This is a genomic window from Thermomicrobiales bacterium, from assembly GCA_023954495.1.
Taxonomy (GTDB): Bacteria; Chloroflexota; Chloroflexia; order Thermomicrobiales; family CFX8; genus JAMLIA01.
Genome location: JAMLIA010000062.1, coordinates 1 through 17,930 on the forward strand (window position 1 = coordinate 1; position 17,930 = coordinate 17,930).

At 64.3% G+C, this 17,930-nt stretch carries 19 protein-coding genes; 6 read left to right on the forward strand and 13 right to left on the reverse strand.

The annotated features are described in order from the left end of the window. Positions 1-201 (reverse strand): hypothetical protein (locus M9890_11530; GenBank protein ID MCO5177581.1); only part of this gene is annotated, 201 nt, incomplete at its 3' end. A gap of 10 nt (positions 202-211) precedes the next feature. Then, a complete protein-coding gene (locus M9890_11535) occupies positions 212-625 on the reverse strand; it encodes a hypothetical protein (GenBank protein MCO5177582.1) in 414 nt (137 codons plus the stop codon). A 175-nt stretch (positions 626-800) separates the two neighbouring features. Between M9890_11535 and M9890_11540 the strand changes: the two genes are divergently transcribed. From M9890_11540 to M9890_11560, 5 genes are all read left to right on the forward strand, one after another. Beyond that, positions 801-1,586 (forward strand): metal-sensing transcriptional repressor, encoded by a 786-nt coding sequence (locus tag M9890_11540; protein MCO5177583.1) that lies wholly within the window; start codon positions 801-803, stop codon positions 1,584-1,586. A 15-nt stretch (positions 1,587-1,601) separates the two neighbouring features. Further along, positions 1,602-2,585 carry a L,D-transpeptidase family protein gene (locus tag M9890_11545; protein ID MCO5177584.1) on the forward strand — a complete coding sequence of 328 codons (984 nt, stop codon included), beginning with the start codon at positions 1,602-1,604 and terminating at the stop codon, positions 2,583-2,585. A gap of 83 nt (positions 2,586-2,668) precedes the next feature. Further along, a complete protein-coding gene (locus M9890_11550) occupies positions 2,669-3,418 on the forward strand; it encodes a Crp/Fnr family transcriptional regulator (protein ID MCO5177585.1) in 750 nt (249 codons plus the stop codon). A gap of 116 nt (positions 3,419-3,534) precedes the next feature. After that, positions 3,535-3,762, forward strand: coding sequence for a cation transporter (locus tag M9890_11555; protein ID MCO5177586.1), 228 nt, complete (start codon positions 3,535-3,537; stop codon positions 3,760-3,762). Positions 3,763-3,824: 62 nt separating this feature from the next. Further along, positions 3,825-5,834, forward strand: coding sequence for a cation-translocating P-type ATPase (locus M9890_11560; protein MCO5177587.1), 2,010 nt, complete (start codon positions 3,825-3,827; stop codon positions 5,832-5,834). 85 nt (positions 5,835-5,919) lie between these two features. Here the strand turns inward: M9890_11560 and M9890_11565 are convergent, their stop codons facing one another. The 8 genes from M9890_11565 to nosZ all read right to left on the reverse strand — a co-directional run bounded on the left by M9890_11565 (position 5,920) and on the right by nosZ (position 12,950). Next, entirely contained in the window at positions 5,920-6,423 is a 504-nt protein-coding gene (locus M9890_11565) for a cytochrome c (GenBank protein MCO5177588.1), read from the reverse strand. Between the two features lie 71 nt (positions 6,424-6,494). Further along, positions 6,495-6,974: a nitrous oxide reductase accessory protein NosL gene (locus M9890_11570; protein ID MCO5177589.1), complete on the reverse strand. Its 480-nt coding sequence runs from the start codon at positions 6,972-6,974 to the stop codon at positions 6,495-6,497. Further along, complete coding sequence (locus tag M9890_11575) at positions 6,971-7,612, reverse strand: ABC transporter permease (GenBank protein ID MCO5177590.1); 642 nt, start codon at positions 7,610-7,612, stop codon at positions 6,971-6,973. The genes M9890_11570 and M9890_11575 overlap by 4 nt, the downstream gene beginning before the upstream one ends. A gap of 5 nt (positions 7,613-7,617) precedes the next feature. Beyond that, entirely contained in the window at positions 7,618-7,791 is a 174-nt protein-coding gene (locus M9890_11580; GenBank protein ID MCO5177591.1) for a hypothetical protein, read from the reverse strand. Beyond that, on the reverse strand, positions 7,773-8,960 hold the full coding sequence (locus M9890_11585; GenBank protein ID MCO5177592.1) for an ABC transporter ATP-binding protein: 1,188 nt from the start codon (positions 8,958-8,960) through the stop codon (positions 7,773-7,775). The genes M9890_11580 and M9890_11585 overlap by 19 nt, the downstream gene beginning before the upstream one ends. Further along, entirely contained in the window at positions 8,938-10,176 is a 1,239-nt protein-coding gene (gene nosD / locus M9890_11590; protein MCO5177593.1) for a nitrous oxide reductase family maturation protein NosD, read from the reverse strand. The genes M9890_11585 and nosD overlap by 23 nt, the downstream gene beginning before the upstream one ends. After that, entirely contained in the window at positions 10,160-10,738 is a 579-nt protein-coding gene (locus tag M9890_11595) for a cytochrome C (GenBank protein ID MCO5177594.1), read from the reverse strand. Before M9890_11595 ends, nosD begins: the two co-directional genes overlap by 17 nt. 160 nt (positions 10,739-10,898) lie before the next feature. Continuing rightward, a complete protein-coding gene (nosZ, locus tag M9890_11600; protein ID MCO5177595.1) occupies positions 10,899-12,950 on the reverse strand; it encodes a Sec-dependent nitrous-oxide reductase in 2,052 nt (683 codons plus the stop codon). Between the two features lie 514 nt (positions 12,951-13,464). On the opposite strand from nosZ, the gene lhgO reads away from it, so the two are divergent. Beyond that, entirely contained in the window at positions 13,465-14,724 is a 1,260-nt protein-coding gene (gene lhgO / locus M9890_11605; GenBank protein MCO5177596.1) for an L-2-hydroxyglutarate oxidase, read from the forward strand. Here lhgO and M9890_11610 read toward each other — a convergent pair. From M9890_11610 to M9890_11620, 3 genes are all read right to left on the reverse strand, one after another. Next, complete coding sequence (locus tag M9890_11610; GenBank protein MCO5177597.1) at positions 14,721-15,272, reverse strand: hypothetical protein; 552 nt, start codon at positions 15,270-15,272, stop codon at positions 14,721-14,723. The two genes, lhgO and M9890_11610, sit on opposite strands and share 4 nt — an antisense overlap. Continuing rightward, positions 15,262-15,939, reverse strand: coding sequence for a hypothetical protein (locus M9890_11615; protein MCO5177598.1), 678 nt, complete (start codon positions 15,937-15,939; stop codon positions 15,262-15,264). The genes M9890_11610 and M9890_11615 overlap by 11 nt, the downstream gene beginning before the upstream one ends. 274 nt (positions 15,940-16,213) lie before the next feature. After that, positions 16,214-17,641, reverse strand: a complete 1,428-nt coding sequence (locus M9890_11620) for a CUAEP/CCAEP-tail radical SAM protein (GenBank protein MCO5177599.1) — start codon at positions 17,639-17,641, stop codon at positions 16,214-16,216. Positions 17,642-17,930 lie beyond the last annotated feature (289 nt).

Consider the following 17,930-nt stretch of genomic DNA (forward strand, 5'->3'; position numbering starts at 1 on the left):
CTTGAGCAGATCAATGGCGCGCTGCGATTCGGCACCGGGGATAGTGAAACTGTTGACGAAGTCGCCATGACCAGCCCGGTAGACGCCGACAAGCGCGATGAGGACGAGCGCACTGCTCACGAGGACAAGACGATGGCGACGGACGACAAACGCCGCCCACCGGCCGAGCCAGCTCAACTGTCGCGAAGTTTGATGATTCATCACCGCTCCTCTATCGCGCCTGCTGAGACGCTGGCGTCGAGACAACGTCAGCTGCCGTTCGTGTGAGACCGTAGAGGAGCGCGATCAGGACGATCTCAAGCCCGATCTGCGCAAGCTTGCTCACCGCTGCGTAGATCTCGAGATCCGACCGACCGGCCAGCAGTAAGACCATGTAGACCACCATGACGAGGGCATTGGCGACGGCACCAGCCCGCACGAGCCGCCGGTTGAGCCGGCGGATCAACCAGCCTCCAACAATGTAGGCAAGGCCGGCGACCAGCATCACCGCCTGCGGCGGGGAATCAAGATCGTCCGGTGCCATCCCTGTGCCGATGATGAGATAGATCACGCCAGTCAGCCAGGCCAGGGCGGTCCCTGCCCGCGCCAGTGCCCCAAGCGACGACTGTTGCTGAGCTGTGTTCATTACAGCCTCTTCTATGCTTAACCGATGGCTAAACAACGTTTAGTAAATGCAGTGTAGGAATTGCATGGCATATTGTCAAGCAGGACAACGAATGGGTATTTGGTGCTTCAAGACGCTGTGGCGCGTGTTCGTGACTGGGCCGTAACCATTCCAGTGCGAGGAGATCCGTCGCGATATGACAATCGTGGCGGAGCGTTGCCTCGGCCTCACCAAGCGCCGCGCTCGCTCGGCGGACAGCGCAACTGACATTGCACGCACAGCCAAGGTCGACTACGATACCCCCTGGGGTATTGGAAAGGAGCGGTCCGTGAAAATCGCCGCCGCAATCTCCGAGGGCCGCCTGGCCGGTCTCGATGACGCAACAACACTCACCATCTACGACACTGAAACTGGCGCGACCGAAGATGTCGCCAATCCCGCCGCCGAGCTGGCTGTCGGAAAGCGGCTGGCCGCTGTCGAGGTGCTGCTGGCCCACGATGTCGATATCCTGGCTGCCGTCCCCGATGGGCTGTGCAATGTGTCGCACGCCATCGCCCGGGCGGCTGATATCCGCTTCCTGCCGCTGGAGCGCGGCACGGACGCGCAGATCATTGCGCGCCACGGCGCGACGCTGGCCGCGGCCGCCCAACAGGAGCTGCCGGCTACCTGGCTTGCCACACCGGCGCGCGTTGATGCTGGAGCGCCGGCAGCCGCGTGGTTGAGCGACGAGGCGACAGGCGCTGTCCGCAATCGGCTGCGCAGGCTGGAGGGGCAGGCCCGTGGTGTTCAGCGCATGCTCGATGAGCGTGCAGCGTTGGATGACATCCTTACCCAGCTCTCTGCGATGCGCTCGGCGCTCAATGCCGTCGGACTGACGCTGCTGGCCGAGAATCTGGTCACTTGCCTGTCGATGGCAGGCAGCGACCCGGAGGGTGCTGACCGCCTGGCAGCCGCCCGCCGCGCATTTCTGCGCCTGAACTAACGGAGATTGCCAATCATGCCCAATTTTCGCGGATCGACGAACCGTAGGTTCCCTGTCGCGCTGCTGATGCTGCTGATCGCATCGCTCGTCCTGGCAGCGTGCTCGTCGCCCGATGCCGAGCTTGATCAGGGCGCGGCGCTGCCAGCGGAGACGGCTACAGCACCGCCGACTGCGACGATGCCGCCGGCGACGCCGACGGCTGAGCCAACCGAGGAGCCAACCGAACCACCCGCGCCGACGCTTGAGCCGACAGCAGAGCCAACGCAGGAGCCGACGGCGACACCCACTGAAGAGCCGGAGCCCGCTCCGACTGAACCGCCTGCCGAAACCGACGTGCTGCTGAACGGCGATCCAGCCTGGCAGGACGCGATTCATACCTATGATGGCGCGCGGATGGGTGTTGTTATCCCGACCGAGCTGAATATCCGCTCTGCACCGACGACTGACGCGCCGATTCTGGCAACGACGTTCGCCCGGCACACGGTGACGGTGTACGAGATGGTGACGAACCCGGACGACGGCGGCCGCTGGTATCGGGTTGGCGATGGGCGCTATGTGTCAGCTGACTATGTCGCACCGTTCGCCGCGCCACCACCGGATGAGACGTTCTCTGGCCACTGGGTTGATATCAACCTGTCGAGCTTCTACGCCATCGCCTACGACGGCGATCGGCCGATCTACAGCGCGATCATCTCCGCCGGGCGCGATGATCGCACGCCGCTCGGGACCTTCAATGTCTTCTATCGTGTCGAGGACGAAACGATGGATTCGGCCACGGTTGGCATTCCCAAGGGTGACCCGGAGTACTACTACCTTGAGCATGTCATGTACACGCAGTACTTCAAGGAGGGTGGGTTTGCTCTGCACAGCAACTACTGGACGCCACCGTCGCAGTTTGGCGGCTTCACCAGCAACGGCTGCATTAGCCTGCTCAAAGGCGACGCCCACTGGTTCTGGGACTTCCTCAGCGAGGGTTCGACCGTTCACATCCATTTCTGAGGTAGTGACATAAAATGCGGCGGTGTGATTGTGTACGGTTGGCTCCAACGTTCGTCTCCAGGTGATGTGAGAGGACTGGCGAGATGACCGCACGACGCCGAGTGCCGGCGGTCGGACGCGAAGTCGGCCCGGAAAGCTGCTCAATCGAGCATCGGCATGAGATCCTGCACGGGCTGCCGTTCTTCGCACATCTGTCATCGGAAGCGCTGGCCGAGATCAACCAGCAATTTCACGCGACGGGGTATGCAGCCGGTGAGACGGTCTATTTCAGCGGCGACCCGGCCGAGCGGCTCTTTGTCGTCGCCCACGGCGAGGTGAAGCTCCTGCGTCATAGCGCCGGCGGTCAGGACGTGCTGCTCGATATTCTCGGCGAGGGTGAGATGTTCGGCACCCTTACCGTGCTCGGAGATCGCAGCTACCCGGATACAGCCGTGGCGCAGACGCCGTGCTGCGTCCTGGGGATCAGCGCGGCTGACTTCCAAACCATCCTCGCGCGGGTGCCGGAGGTCGCGCTGGCGGTCCTCGGGCTGGTCGCTGAGCGACTCCAGAACGCCCACGACACGATCTCACAGATCAGCGCCACGCCAGTAGAGTCTCGCGTTGCCGCCGCGCTGCTCAAGCTGGCCGAGAAGCTCGGTGTTCAGGACGAGCGCGGAGTGCTGATCAACACGCGCCTGTCGCGGCAGGATCTTGCCGCGATGACCGGCACGACTACCGAAACGGCCAGCCGCATCATGAGCCAGTTCCGCCGCGATGGTCTCATTGAGAGCGGGCGGGAGTGGATCATCGTGACGAACGCGGCGCAGCTTGAGCAGATCGCCAGCGAGGCGTAAGCAACGATCTCTCGCCTTTTCCTTACTTGATCCAGATCATTCACCATCTCCTCCTCCTTCCCTAGAGTGGTAGTAGAGGCAATGAGGCCTGACCCACGAAAGGGATTTCCGTGACAGTGAAGACGACAACAAAGACCATCCTGCGTAGCGACAACCTGACCTGCCCGTCGTGCGTGCCGAAGATCGAGAAGGCGCTGAGCGCCAAGCCCGGCGTGACGAGCGCCAAGGTGCGCTTCGCCAGCGGCAAGATCGAGGTTCAGCACGATCCGCAGCAGACGTCCGGCGACGAGCTGGTCCAGGCCGTCCAGGCAGTTGGTTACAAGGCGCGTGTCTCGCCAGTCTGACGCGCGACATACGATTCGGGCGCGTCCCCGACGCGCCCGTAAACTTCGACAGTGAGAGAGAAATGACAACGACACGACTTCAATCGACTCAGGAGCGGCTGCGCGACCCACTTGCCAGACGCATGCTGCTGACAGTCGTCAGCGGTGCGCTCATTCTTCTAGCGCTCGTCGGCATCTACGTCCTCGGCCGCCCCGGCGTCGGGCCGTGGCTGATGACGGCCGCCGCGCTGGTCGCCGGCTCCGACATCGCCATGCGCGCGATCAACGCGCTGCGCATCCGCCAGATCAGCATTGAGCTGCTGGTGACGATCGCCGCGTCGGGCGCGCTGATCATCGGCGAATACTGGGAGGCGGCAGCCGTCACCTTCCTCTTCATGCTCGGCGCATACCTGGAAGCTCGTACGCTGAGCAAGACGCGCCAGGCGCTGGCCGAACTGATCGAGCTTGCGCCAGAGACGGCGCTGGTCGAGCGCGATGGCGACGTTGTCGAGGTCGGCATCGGCGCAGTTGCCGTCGGAGAGACAGTCGTCGTCAAGCCGGGCGGACGCATCCCGGTTGATGGAGTCGTGATCAACGGCTCGGCGGCAGTGGACGAGAGCGCCATCACCGGCGAGCCGATCCCCGAGAGCAAGGCCGCCGAATCAGGCGTCTATGCTGGCACGATCGCGCTGAATGGCCTGCTGCGTGTGCGGGTGGCCGGCGTCGGCGGCGAGACGATGCTCGGGCGCATCATCGAGCGGGTCGAAGAGGCGCAAGACACCAAGGCACCCGCCCAGCGCTTCATCGAACGCTTCGCGCGCTGGTACACCCCGGCGATCATGGGGCTCAGCCTTGTGGCCTGGATCATCACCCGCAACGTCGAGCTGACCCTGACCCTGCTGGTCATCGGCTGCCCGGGCGCGCTGGTCATCTCGACGCCGGTGTCGGTCATGGCCGGCATTGGCCGGGCTGCCCGGCGCGGCATCCTGATCAAGGGCGGCGAGCATCTGGAGCAGGCCGGCAGCATTACGGCAGTCGCCTTTGACAAGACCGGCACCCTCACCGAGGGACGCCCATCGCTCACCGATGTTGTCGCGCTGCAGCCGATGACGGCCCACGCGAACCACCACAGCCTGTTGGACAACACCGGATGGGATGCTGACCAGCAGGCTGTCCTGCGCTGGGCAGCCATCGCTGAGGCGGGCTCGGAGCATCCGCTGGCCCAGCCAATTCTCGACGCCGCACCAGGCGGACCGGTCCCGAGCGCCGATGACTTCAGTGTCTACCCTGGCCGCGGCGTCGTGACGACGCACAATGGCCACACCATCGGCGTGGGTAATGCGGTCCTGATGCACGAGCTGGATGTGCCCGTCTCGCGGCAGGTTGAGACGCGCATGGAACGCCTGAAGCAGACCGGGCGCACCGCCGTCATGGTCGCTCTCGACGGCAGCCTGATCGGTATCCTCGGCATCGCCGACGCGGTGCGCCAGGATGCCGCCGCGACCGTGGCGCGGCTGCGCCAGGATGGTATCAAGCGCATCCTGATGCTGACTGGCGACGATCGTCTGACGGCGCAGGCGGTCGCCGAGCAGGTCGGTATCAGCGAGGTGCATGCCGGTCTGATGCCGGATGAGAAGCTCGAGATAATCCGCTCGCTGCAGGCCGAAGGCTACGTCGTTGCCATGGCTGGCGACGGCATCAACGACGCCCCGGCGCTCGTCGCTGCCGATGCTGGCGTCGCGATGGGTACGGCGGGAACTGATGTGGCTATCGAGACGGCTGACATTGCGCTGGTTGGCGACGATCTACGCAAGCTGCCTGAGGCGATTGGGCTGTCGCGAGCGACGGTGCGGAACATCCGCCAGAACGTGGCCGTCGCGCTCATCACGGTCGGCGCACTGCTGGGCGGCGTGCTGCTGGGCGAGGTCCACATGGCCGGTGGGATGTTCGTTCACCAGGCGTCGGTGCTGCTGGTGACCGCCAACGGCATGCGGGTGCTGCGCGGCGGTCGCAATCGCACTGTTCGCTCGCGTGGCAACGGAGCGATGCCACAGCCAGCACAGGCCGAGACGCGCGACGCACTGCCAGCGTGATGCAACCCGCGCACAAGACGCGACCCCGACCATCAAGGTCGGGGTCGCGAGCGTTCGCAGTGTCTACAGATGATCGTGCGACGCTTTACTGCAATGTCTTGATATAGGCGATGATATCAGCGATCTGCTGGTCATCGACCTGGCCCTTGAAGCTTGGCATGATCGGTGCGAAGCCTTCAACGACCTTTGCGTTCGGATCGACAATCGACTCGTGGATGTAGGCATCGTCGACGGTGACCTTCGAGCCATCGGTCAGCGTGACCTCGTGGCCGTACACACCCTTCCACGTCGGGCCAACCAGTGCCGAGCCATCGACAGAGTGGCAGGCCACGCAGCCCAGGCTGGTTGCCAGGGACTTCCCATTTTCCGCGTCACCCTCTGCCGGAGCTGCGCCGCCGGTTGTGCCCTCAGGTGCCGCCTCGGACGCCGACTCGGTCGCGGCCGCTTCAACCTGAGTGGCTACCGGAGATGCGCCAGCAGTTGAGGCACCAACGACCGACGTTGCCGGCTTGGCATCCTCGCTACTGCCGCAGGCAACCCCAACGACAAGCAGCAGTACTACGGCGAGTACCGCACATGCACGTTTCATCCCTCTATGATCCTCCGCTTCGTCCAACCCACTGCGACGCCATCACATATTTTGCTGAGCGCGTGTCCGCGCTAGTGCCCATGCCCGTGCATTTCCCATTCCACGAGCATCGCTTCCCAGTCCCGGACAGTACCGCTCTTTTCTGCAGCCAGCTTCTCGGCTGCATCTTTGCTACTGAACGCTACCACGCCCATGCCCATTGGGGTCATCAGATCGTGCGAATCGACATAGAACGCGGTAGTGCCGTCGATCCACTCGACCGAGTCGAAGTCGTGGACCCAGACGCGCCGTTCATTGAGCCCGTCATCCTGCACAGTCGCGATCATTTCGCCGATGTCATCGAAGATCATCGTTGTGCCGTCGCTCGCGACCAGGCCAGATGCGTACTTCTCTTCCGAGATGATCATATGGCATCGGCTACATGTATCCACACCGTATTTGATCTCTGGTGGCTGGTCGGCTCGTGCTTCACCACCACAGCCAGCCAGCGTTATGGCGGTCAGGACAATCAGTATGAGCAGCCCAGGCAATCGTAGCAGTCGAGTGGTCATCTCACATCCACCTTTCGGAAGATCCAGTAGCCAACTGGCAGTGGCACAATGATCCAGAGCGCAATCGCGCCGAACAGCACGGTTGTCAGTGCTGAGCCGAAGCGGTCGATTGCGTAGACGCCGGCCGGACCGAGTACCTCCAACGAGGTGTGCAGGACGTTGACACTCAGCAGCTTGTAGGCGTCGAGCGGGTTCGTCAGCGTCGCGATGAGGAGCGTCGAGGGCTGCAGGCGCATAACCAGCGAGCTACCCATCAGGCCGAGATCGCCGATGATGATGAGAACCAGCCAGATTGAGACGGCGATGCCCAGCGCAGCCGCTGTCTGCGGCGAGAAGCTGGAGATCAGGAAGCCGACGCTCAGCATCGCCAGTCCGAGCAGAATCGTCATGCCGACCAGCAGGGCGAAATCCGACGGGCTTCCGGCAGCACCGCGGGCGGCCAGCGCGACACCGGCCCAGCCGAAACCGAAGACAAGCATCAGCACGAGCGACAGCGCCGCGCCGAGGTACTTGCCGAAGAATACCTCGGCCGGTGAGACCGGCAGTGCCAGCATGTACTCCAGGCTGCGGTCCTGCCGGTCGCTGACGATCGACTGCGCGCCGATGGTCAGGCCGATCAGCGGCACCATCAGCAGCATCAGGTTCAGCAGCCCAGCCGAGCCCGCCTGCCCGGTGAGACGCCCACTCCCGGCCAGCGACCCCAGGAGAACCCGACGCTCAGCACCAGGAACACGACGGCGTACAGGATGAACCAGCGATTGCGTAGACCGGCGCGCGCCTCGCGACCGGCGATCGTCATTACTGCTGACCAGTCCATAGTCCTCGCTCCAGCTCAAAGTCATCGATCTCAACGCCACGGCGGGCGAGTGCCGAGAGCACCCGCGCCTTCTCGCGATGCTCGATCGTCACTACCAGACGCTTCCCGGAGATATCCGCCGACAGGCCCAGGCTCGCCAGCGTCTCGGCGGCCTCGGTCGCGTGGCCATTCGAGAGCGTAACGATCAGGCGCGACTCGCTGCCGGTCGCTGCCGCGAACTCCTGCGGCGTGACGATCTCTTCCAGCTGGCCGGCGCGCATCAGCAGGATGCGATCGGCCAGCGCCAGAATGTCGTCCGGTCGGTGCGATGAAAAGATGAGTGTCTTGCCGCGCTGCTTCTGCTCGCGCAGCAGATCGAGCAGTTCGGCGCGGCCAGCCGCATCCAGATTGGCGGTCGGCTCGTCCAGCAGCAGGATCGACGGGTCGCCGATCAGCGCCAGCGCGAGCGCGAGGCGCTGCTTCATGCCGCCGGAGAGCGCGCTCAGCGTCTTATCGCGAGCGTCAGCGATCCCCAGCATCTCCAGGTGCGCGAAGCCCTCGTCGGATGGTGCGCGCTTGAGCGCCGCTACGAACTCGACCATCTCGGCGACGGTCATCGCCGAGGGGGCGAGGTCCTGTGGGACGTAGCCGACCTGTCGCCGCGCCCCGCGGCCATCCCGAGCCGGGTTTGCGCCGTTGATGCGGATGTCGCCACTATAGCGCGCGACGCCGAGGAGGCAGCGCAGGATCGTCGTCTTCCCGGCGCCGTTCGGCCCCCAGAGCGCAATCGCCTCGGCGCGGTCGGCGCTGAACGACATGGCGTCGACAGCGGCGACGCGCCCGTAGCGCTTGGTGACGTTGCGGACCGCGACAACCGCGTCCGCCGATGGAATGTCCGGCTGCGGACGCGCTGCCGCGACCGGGGCTGGTGTGCTCATGGGTGCCTCCGTGGACTCATTGGGTGTAACCGCCGCGACGGGCGATCGTCGGCGAACCGACAGGATCATCCCGAGCGCCGCGCCGCCGATCAGCAGCCAGACCGCGCCGCCGACGAGCCGCTGCGAGGTTGATTGCCCAGCAATGCCCGGTAGATCGGCAATGGCCGGCGCTGCCATCAACGGCGCGTCATCGACGAAGCGGGTGCGTGGTCGAACGGCCGGGAATGCCTCAGCGGCGAAGTCGACCGCCATCGCGGCCGGGCTGGAACAGGAACAGCCGCAGCTGCGGGTGATCGTCCATCAGCGATTCGAAGAGGTGCTGCGACAGGTACGGCACATCGCCGACGCCATCGCCGTTGGCGTCGTAGCCGGCGTAGTCGCTCCAGTAGTTACCGCGCCCGTCGACCGACCAGGTGATGCCCTTCAGCTCGCCGCCACCGAGGATGGTCACGTTCTGCACATTATCAATGAAGGAGTTCTCGGTCAGTGTATTGCGCTTCACCGAGGGCATGATGCCCAGCGCGACCTCGTTGTAGGCGAAGACGTTGCCGATCCAGTAGTGCTCGATGTTCGGCTCACGCGGAGAGGTGTCGACCTGCGCACCGATGCGGTTATTGACAAAGCGGTTGGCCTCGACGGTCAGCCCGTCGACATCTTTCAGACCCAGTCCACCGCCGCTCGGCCCGTGGTTGTTCGAGAGGATGTTGCCGCGCACGATCGCGTCGCGGCTGTACATGATGTAGAGGCCGATCGAGTTCTGGGAGAGCGAGTTGTACTCGACTGTCGCGCTGTCGCTGAACATCAGGTGCAGGCCGTAGCGTCCGCCATTGAACTCGTTGTTGCGCACGATCCCGCGGTTTGAATACCAGAGGATGACATCGCGGCCATCGTCGGCCTGGTTGCCCTCGATGACCATGTCGTCGCTATACCAGACCTTGACGCCATCGCCGCGCAGGGCGATTGGCAGGGGCTTGGAGCGCACGATGTTGTCGCGCAGGATGCTGCCGGGGGATTCCTTCAGGTAGATGCCGAAGAGGCTGTCCTCGATGATGTTGTCGACGATTGTCGCATGCCCCTTCTCGACCAGAATCCCGCTGTCCTCGTGGTCGAGGGTCGTGCCGGTGCCGCGGATGATGAAGCCGCTGATGGTGACGGCCGCGCCGGTTGCGTGGATGATCGTACCTTCACCGCCGCCGTCGATCACCGGTCGGTCGATGCCGATCAGCTCGACATCGCGGTCGATCACGAGCGGGGCTGCGTAGCTGCCGCCGCGCACCTCGATGCGGGCACCGTCCGGCGCTTGCGCCAGTGCATCCTGCAGCGTGGTGACTTCGCAGGTCGCGCAGACGACCAGATCGGGAGCTTCGGTCGCGGCCGAGACGGGCATCGGCCAGGGGATGCCAACGATCAGCAGGATGGCGGCAACAACGATGATCCGGGAGGTTGCCCGGTTAAGTCGTGCTGTCATCGTGTGACCGTCCTCGTATTGTCACGGCCAACACGATGATCGCTGCGAGCACGGCGAGATAGAAGCCAATTCGGAATGTTGCTTCGGTACTGAACTGGCCGATGATCCCGGTGCCGAGGATCGTTGGCGTGAACTCGGAGATCGAAGAGCTAAGAGCGGCCTTCGGGTCCAGGGAGTGACCCGCGTAGTAGAGCCAGGCGAACAGATCGAGACCGAACACGATCGGGTAGATGATGATTGGCAACGCCAGGAGCCAGCGCAAGCGGCTCTTGACCCAGAACGACAGCACGGCGAGCACGGCGATCGCCGGAATCGCGATCCGCGAGATCGTGCGCTCGATCCTGGCTGCGTTTTCCAGCTTCATCATGCCGATATAGTGGTTGAGGCCATCGACCTCGGAGACATCGCCGCGCATCTCGTTGACGAACGCGTCGATCGTGAGCCCCTTGGGGTATTGCGGTGCGTGCAGCGTAATCGACCAGTACGGCAGGAAGATCGTCAGGATCAGCAGCACGGCCGCCAGGAGCAACCCGCCCAGATGCAGCGCATCGGTGCGTGACATGCTCGCTCGCTCAGCTTTCGTGGCTCCTCCTATCGGCGTGCTGTCTGCCGTTGTCGTGGCATGTTCTAGAGCAGTCATCGTGATCACCTTCTTCAGGAACTTCGGTTTACCGGCCCTCTTGGCCGTGTTGGGGGTTCCCTCCACCCGCCCGGCCGCCGGATCAGGCCGGCTCGACGATGAAGTAGCCCATCATCTCGAGGTGCAGCGCCGAGCAGAACTCGGTGCAGTAGAACGGGTAGACACCGGCGCGATCGGCGGTGAATGTCACCGTCGTCGTCTCGCCCGGCTCGATACTCAGCTGAATATGCTGGCCGGGGAAGGCGAAGCCGTGTGTCGCGTCCTGCGCCATCTCGATGTTGGTGATGTTCAGGACGATCTCGTTGCCTTCGGTCACCTCAATCGTGTCCGGTGTGAAGTGCGAGCGGATTGAGGTCATGTTGATCGTGACTTTGTTGCCCTCACGTACGACAGATTCCTGACCGGCGAGTGTCGCGACCGGCGATGGGGCCTGCGCCTGCGGGTCCCAGCCGACCTCGGGATAGGTCGTCCAGGCCTTGATCTTGTCGGCCGAGATCGTCTGGACGTAGTGCGGCTCGCCGACGCCAATCGGCGAATCGTAGAGCAGGTCCATCTTCTCGCCGGTGATGTCGATCAGCTGGAAGTTCTGCGGGTGCAGCGGTCCGACCGGCGTGAAGCGGTCGATCGCCCACTTGTTCAGCGCGATCAGGTACTTGCCCTTGGGGCTGACCGTGTCGCCTTCGCAGACACTGAGGTGACCGACGTTGTAGTGGACGGGGATCTTCTCGACCATCGTCCACGTGTCCGGCTTGCCCGCCTCGCCGACCTTCCACTTGGCGATGGCGCTGTCGAGGAAGAGGCTGGTGTAGGCGTGGCCGGTGTTGTCGAACTGCGTATGCAGTGGGCCAAGTCCGAGCTCAACCTGCGCTTCCATGCAGTCCTCGTAGGCCAGGATCGGCACGCCGAAATCGTCCATCTCGTAGCCGCCCTTGGCGATGGCAGCCTGGATCTTCTCGAAGCTGTAGATCGTGACGTGCGGGTCGAGCTTGCCGGCGACGACGATGTGCTTGCCGTCCGGCGTTACGTCGACACCGTGCGGACTCTTCGGTTCCGGTACCTGGAAAAGGATGCCCTCGGCAACGGCGGTCTTGATGTCAATCAGGGGCATCCCGTGGACGTCTTCGCCCTTGCCCTCCTGGATGAGCCGTTCGGCCGTCTTCCAGTCGATGACGGTCATGTAGTCCATATCGTTCTGCGACGCACCGGCCTCGACCGGCGGCACCGGCGGGCTACCGTCAGCGCGGTTGCCACCGATAGCCATCTCAGTGTTGAGCGAGTTGGAGAACATCCAGCCCTCGCTTGGCCCCTTGCCGCAGTCGGCCAGGTCCTGCCAGTACGGCGGCAGCTCGATCGAGAAGGAAAGATCCGTATCGATCCGGCCCTTCTCGCGGTCGAACTTCCAGAAGGTCATCGCGCCGCGGTACTTCTCCTTGTACTCATCGAGCGGCGCGTACTCCCAGCCCCATGGCGCAGCGTACTGCGAGCCGTCGGTGATGTACTCGGTGTTCGGCGTCACGAACGCGCCACCGTGGTTGCTGATGATGTGTGGGTTCTTGACGATCTGCTTCGTTTCGAAGTCGCGCAGATCGATGACGGCCATACGGGCGTTGGCCTTGTCGTTGATGAACAGCCATTCGCCGTCATATTCGCCGTTCGTCTCGCTCAGGCCCGGGTGGTGGGTATCGGCCCAGCCGAGCACCTTGTCGTCGACAGCGCCCTCGGCGAGGATAGCCTTCGTCTCGTCGGAGAAGCCATAGCCCTGCCACGGCTCCGGCGTGAATGTCGCGATCAGCTTCAGCAGTCGCATCGACGGCACGCCGATCACCAGCACCTGGCCGGAGTGCCCACCCGACGCAAAGATCAGGAATTCGTCGTACTGCCCGCCGGGAACGTATGTCTTCACCGCGCGGGTGATGTCGTCCGGCGTGAGCCCACGCGCCTCGGCGATCTCGGCGACCGAGCTGGGTACGCCTGCGCCGGTGTTGCCGCTCGACGGCGTCGGGTCATCATCGTCGCCACCGATCGAGCAGGACGCCAGCAGCGCGCCGCCCGCCGGAGCGAGGATCGCGGCAGCGCCGACACCCTTCAGGACGTTGCGGCGGTTGATCCGAGACCGGTTGAATGGATCTGACATCGAATGTGCCCCCGTTCACTCTCCGTCGCGCCCGCCATGACTCGTCCACCATCCGGCTCTTGCCGTGCTCGGAGCGTCGCGCGCGACACCTAATCCGGAGCCATACACCTGTCAGTAGCCTAGACAGAACCGCCTCGAACAACCGTGTCGAATGCGATTTTCGTGTTACAACTTCGTGTCAACTCTCTGTGCTACATTCAGCACTCTCGGAAATACGCTGACAATCTCGCATACTGTGACTTTAGTCACAGCGATACTCTTTGAGCCACCGTAGACTTGTCTCGGGTTTGTCGCGGACATCGTGCTGACCGACATCCCCAACACACAACGATGGCGCTCTCGTTCCAGTTCGGGGAGACACTGGAATGAGAACAACGCCCCCCTTCGCAGCGGTAGAGATGGACTCGGGTGCCTCTGTCTCTACCGCTTCGTTTTGCCCCTCATTCACCGAGGCAGCGCAACTCGCAGTATCATCGGCAGCACGACGGACTGGCTGACGGGGTGAGGGGGCATGATGACAACGGCGATCGACGAGCCACAGGCTGCGACACTGCCGACCGCCGCGACGATGCTGGAAGGCACGGCATCGATTGCGATCGTCGGCGGTGGGATCGTTGGCCTGGCCGCCGCGCGCGAGATCCTGCGCCGCCGCCCCGGGAAATCGCTCATCCTGCTGGAGAAAGAAGCGAGCATCGGTGAGCACCAGACCGGCCACAACAGCGGCGTCATTCACTCCGGCATCTATTACGCGCCCGGCTCGCTGAAGGCGCGCCTCTGCGTGGCCGGAGCAGCCGCGATGATGCAGTACTGCGACGAGAACGACATCGCCTGGAAGCGCTGCGGCAAGGTCATCGTCGCCACCCGCGCCGAGGAACTGCCCCGCCTGCAGGCGCTCTACGAACGCGGGCAGGAGAACCAGGTGCCGGGCCTGCGGATGATCGAGCCGGACGAGCTGCGCGAGCGCGAGCCGCATGTGCGCGGCGTCCGGGCGCTCTGGTCGCCCAATACCGGCATCGTCGATTACTTGCAGGTGGCCCACTCTTACGCCAACGACATCCGCGAGATGGGCGGCGAGATCCGCACCAGCCACGAGGTGACCGGCATCCGTCGACGCAATGGCCGGACGCTGCTCACGACCAGCGGTGGCGACATCGAGGCGTCGCTCGTCGTGGCCTGCGCCGGGCTCTATTCCGATCGCGTCGCTCAGATGACCGGCAACGACGAGGACCCGCGTATCGTTCCATTCCGCGGCGACTACTACGTCCTGCGGCCGGAGCGTCGCAGCCTCGTGCGCTCGAACATCTACCCGGTGCCGGACCCGCGCTTCCCGTTCCTCGGCGTGCACTTCACGCCGCGGATGAACGGCGATGTCTGGCTCGGGCCGAACGCCGTCCTCGCCTTCGCCCGCGACGGCTATTCGTTCCGCACGGCCCGCGGCAAGGACCTGCTGGAAATGGCGCGCAACCCCGGCTTCCGCGCCTTCGCCCGCAAGAACTGGCGGACTGGCCTGAGCGAGATGGCGCGCGACCTGTCCAAGAAGCGCTTCCTGGAGACGCTGCGCGTCTACATCCCCGAGCTGGAGCCGGAAGACTTGCTGCCGGGCCCGGCCGGCGTGCGTGCCCAGGCGCTCACCCCGCAGGGCACGCTGGTCGATGACTTCGTCTTCGATCGTGCCGAGGGTGTGCTGCACGTCCGCAACGCCCCCTCGCCGGCGGCGACCTCCTCGCTGGAGATCGGCCGCCTGATCGCCGACGAGGTGGAGGCGATGGCCTAGGCGTCGCTCTCGGCGGCTGCCCGAGCCAATGCCAGCACGCGCTCCAGCTCAGGCAGCGCAGCGATGTCCTTCGGGCGGCGGCGCGACATCTTCGAAGCGACCAGATCCTCCAGTCCGGCCACGCGCACCGGGATGCCCAGCGCGGATGTCGTCGTTGCCCGTGCATCCAGCGCAGCGAAGTCGAAGCGATCGTCCGCGCCGGATGGCCCGTTGGGACGCGGGACGACATCGAGATCACCGAAGCGCGTCTCAAAGAGATGGTCAAGCTGCGCCTCAGTCAGCGGTTCGGGTCGCCAGCGCTCGACCTCCTCGCGCGTATTCCAGTTCGGTATCAATCGCGGTCGCGCGCCGACCTCCTGCAGCACAGCCGCCAGTCGCCGCAAGTTGTCCTCATGGAGCGCGGGGCAGACATCGAGATCACCGGGCGTCAGCTTCGCGCCCCAGGCGACAGCGCCGCCCGAGCCGAAGACGACAAAGCGCACATGATGGCGATGCAGCACGTCCAGGAGCACGGGGATGTTCGGTGGCGTCCGGAAATCACTCGGCACTGACAACGCCATTCGCGTGCAGTCGTTCGCCGAACCAGTCTTCCACTAGCGCTGCGACCTCGTCCGGGCTCGTGCTGCCGTCGATATCGATGACACGCAGACCAAGTGCGGCGGCACGCTCACGAACGAAGCGAGCCATATGCAGGTCACGCTCGATCAGGTTATGGGTCGCGCGCTCGGGGTCGCTCGTCTCATGCCGTGAGCCGGGCTTGCCGCGTGCGGCCACAGCAGCGAGCTTGAACGCCTCGGTCGGCAGCAGGAAGATCGCCTGTCGCGGATCGTCGATCTGCGTCGCCACGCAATCGGGAAAGAAGCCCGGCCCTTCGGCGATAACAGGAGCGCCATTCGGCAGCGCGGCCAGGTCATCGACCGCCATCCAGAACCGCTCGGTCCAGCTGACGATCGTCTCACGCGCCATCACCTCCGGAGGTGCGCCGAGCCAGCGCTCCTCGGTCGTCATCCGATCCGGATGGGCCAGCCAGAGGGCAGGCTGGTAGACAGGATCGGCCTGCGCGAAGTGCCGCATCTCCTGCCGATCGAAGTGGTACATCTGCAGGCCGTGCCGTTCAGCCAGCAGCGTCGCGACCGTCGTCTTGCCTGCATCGGTCGCCCCGCCGATCCAGAGCACATGCTGCAATCGCCGCCCTGCTTGATCACTCGATCGCATAACCCTCCCTCTCGCATTCGTCCAACCACAGGGTCACGACTCTAGCGAGATCACGCCGCCATGTCTTCGGGCCGGAGACACGATGTTTGAGGGTGGGCGGGTCGATATACTTGGTGTATCAGGATGGCTGGCCCTCACCCACGACCCAAAGGGTGCCCCGCCCTCTCCCAATTCTGGGAGAGGGGTGTCGTCGTTATGGCAGATTGGCTGCCGTTTCGGGTGTCCCGTTATCTTATGAAGGAAGCGAGCCAAACTGGCTCGAGGTTGGCTCTGCTCAACAGAACCACGATTCGGTGAGGCGTGGGGGTTGGCCGGGCGGCCGGGTGCGCTTGCGCTCGATAGCGGGCGGGGTCTTGCCGGCCATGGCCCACGAGGCGGCCTTGATCTGCGCGAACGTTTCCTCCGGCTCGCACGACGCCGACTCGGCGGCTTCGACGATCGCGGCGATCTCGCGCTGCAGATCGTCGACGCGTGGGTCGGGGTTCTTCCATGTATAGGTAAACGCGGCGGCGTCAAGCTCGCCGACCCACTCGACTGAATCAGGCTGGTCCAGCAGGGCCGAGCCGGGCGGCACGAGCAGCCGGATCGAGAAGTGAACCGGGTCAACGTTGCTGACCAGCTCATACTCCTCGAAGAACGTCAGCAGCTCCAGGTAGTCATCCAGCGTCGTCCACGGAGTGAACGGCAGCAGCGATGGCCGCATGGTGATACCGGCTGCGTCGAGGATGCCCAGTGCCTCGATGACGTCCGCCTTGGTATGGCCCTTGTCGATCTTCTCCAGCACCAGCTCACTGATCGATTCGAGCGCGGTCAGGACGAAGACGCAGCCGAGCTCCTTGAACTCCGTGAAGTTGTCGCGGTTCTCAAGGATGTGCTCGATGCGCGTCGTCATATCGAAGGTGACGTGCGGGAATTCCTCGTGCATCGCTCGGCAGACGCGCAGCGCGTGGGTCGGGCCATTCAGGAAGTCGGGATCGCCAAAGGTGATGTGCCCGGCGCCCTGCTGCACCTGGCTACGGATGTCGTCCAGCACGACGTTGCGCGGAACAGCGAAGAAGCGACCGCCGTAGATCGGGACGACTGGGCAGTGGCGGCAGGTGTGATGGCAGCCACGGGTCGTTTCGGTATAGCCGGCCGGGATCGCCTGACCGTTCAACAGCAGCCGCGCGTACTTGTCCGGCGACGGCAGCGCATCGCGCACAGGTGTCGCGAACGCGATCCGCTCGATGGCCGGCGCTGCGCGGTAGTCGCGGTTGCTGACGCCGTCCGGCAAGCCGCCGTCGCCGCGCTCGATGGCGCGGACGAGGTCGAGCAATGCGCGCTCCTGCTCGCCGCCGATCACGTAATCACCGCGGCCATCGAGCAGATAATCGGCGTTCATCCAGGCGTAGAGGCCGTAAAAGCAGATGGGCGTATCCGGCTTGCGGGCGCGGATGCGGTCGGCGATCTGGACGCCGAGCCGCAGCGCGGTGTGCATCGGGACGGAGATGGCGACAAAGCCTGCCTGCATGATCTCGTCGTCGTCGAGCGACTCGACCGACGTATCACGCGCGACCGGGTCATACCCCTCGGCGCGCAGCGTTGCCAGCGGGAACGCCAGATTGAGCGGCTGATGGCCAAGCTCGTAGCAGGAGAGCAGGAGGATGCGCCCGCGGTCGCGGAGATCGGACTGTGCTGTGCTGTTAAGAACGGTCTGAGACATCGAGGCCCTCGTGCAGTCTGCCCTGTTCAGGACAGGTATCGTCCAGACAAGGGTACGTCGCATTGCGCGGGGCTGCCACTATGTGGCACGCGCGCCGATGAAACGGTATGCTCCTGCGTTGAGTTCGTGACTTTGAGTCGCAGAACCTGTTCATTATGGTCTGAAGATTGGTATCTTTACGGTTGCAGGATGCCTCGTCGTGTGACGGGCTGAAAGGGAGGCGTTGTTGGCGCGGTACACAGGACCAAAGCATCGGCTTTCTCGCCGCGAGGGAGTGAATCTGACCGGG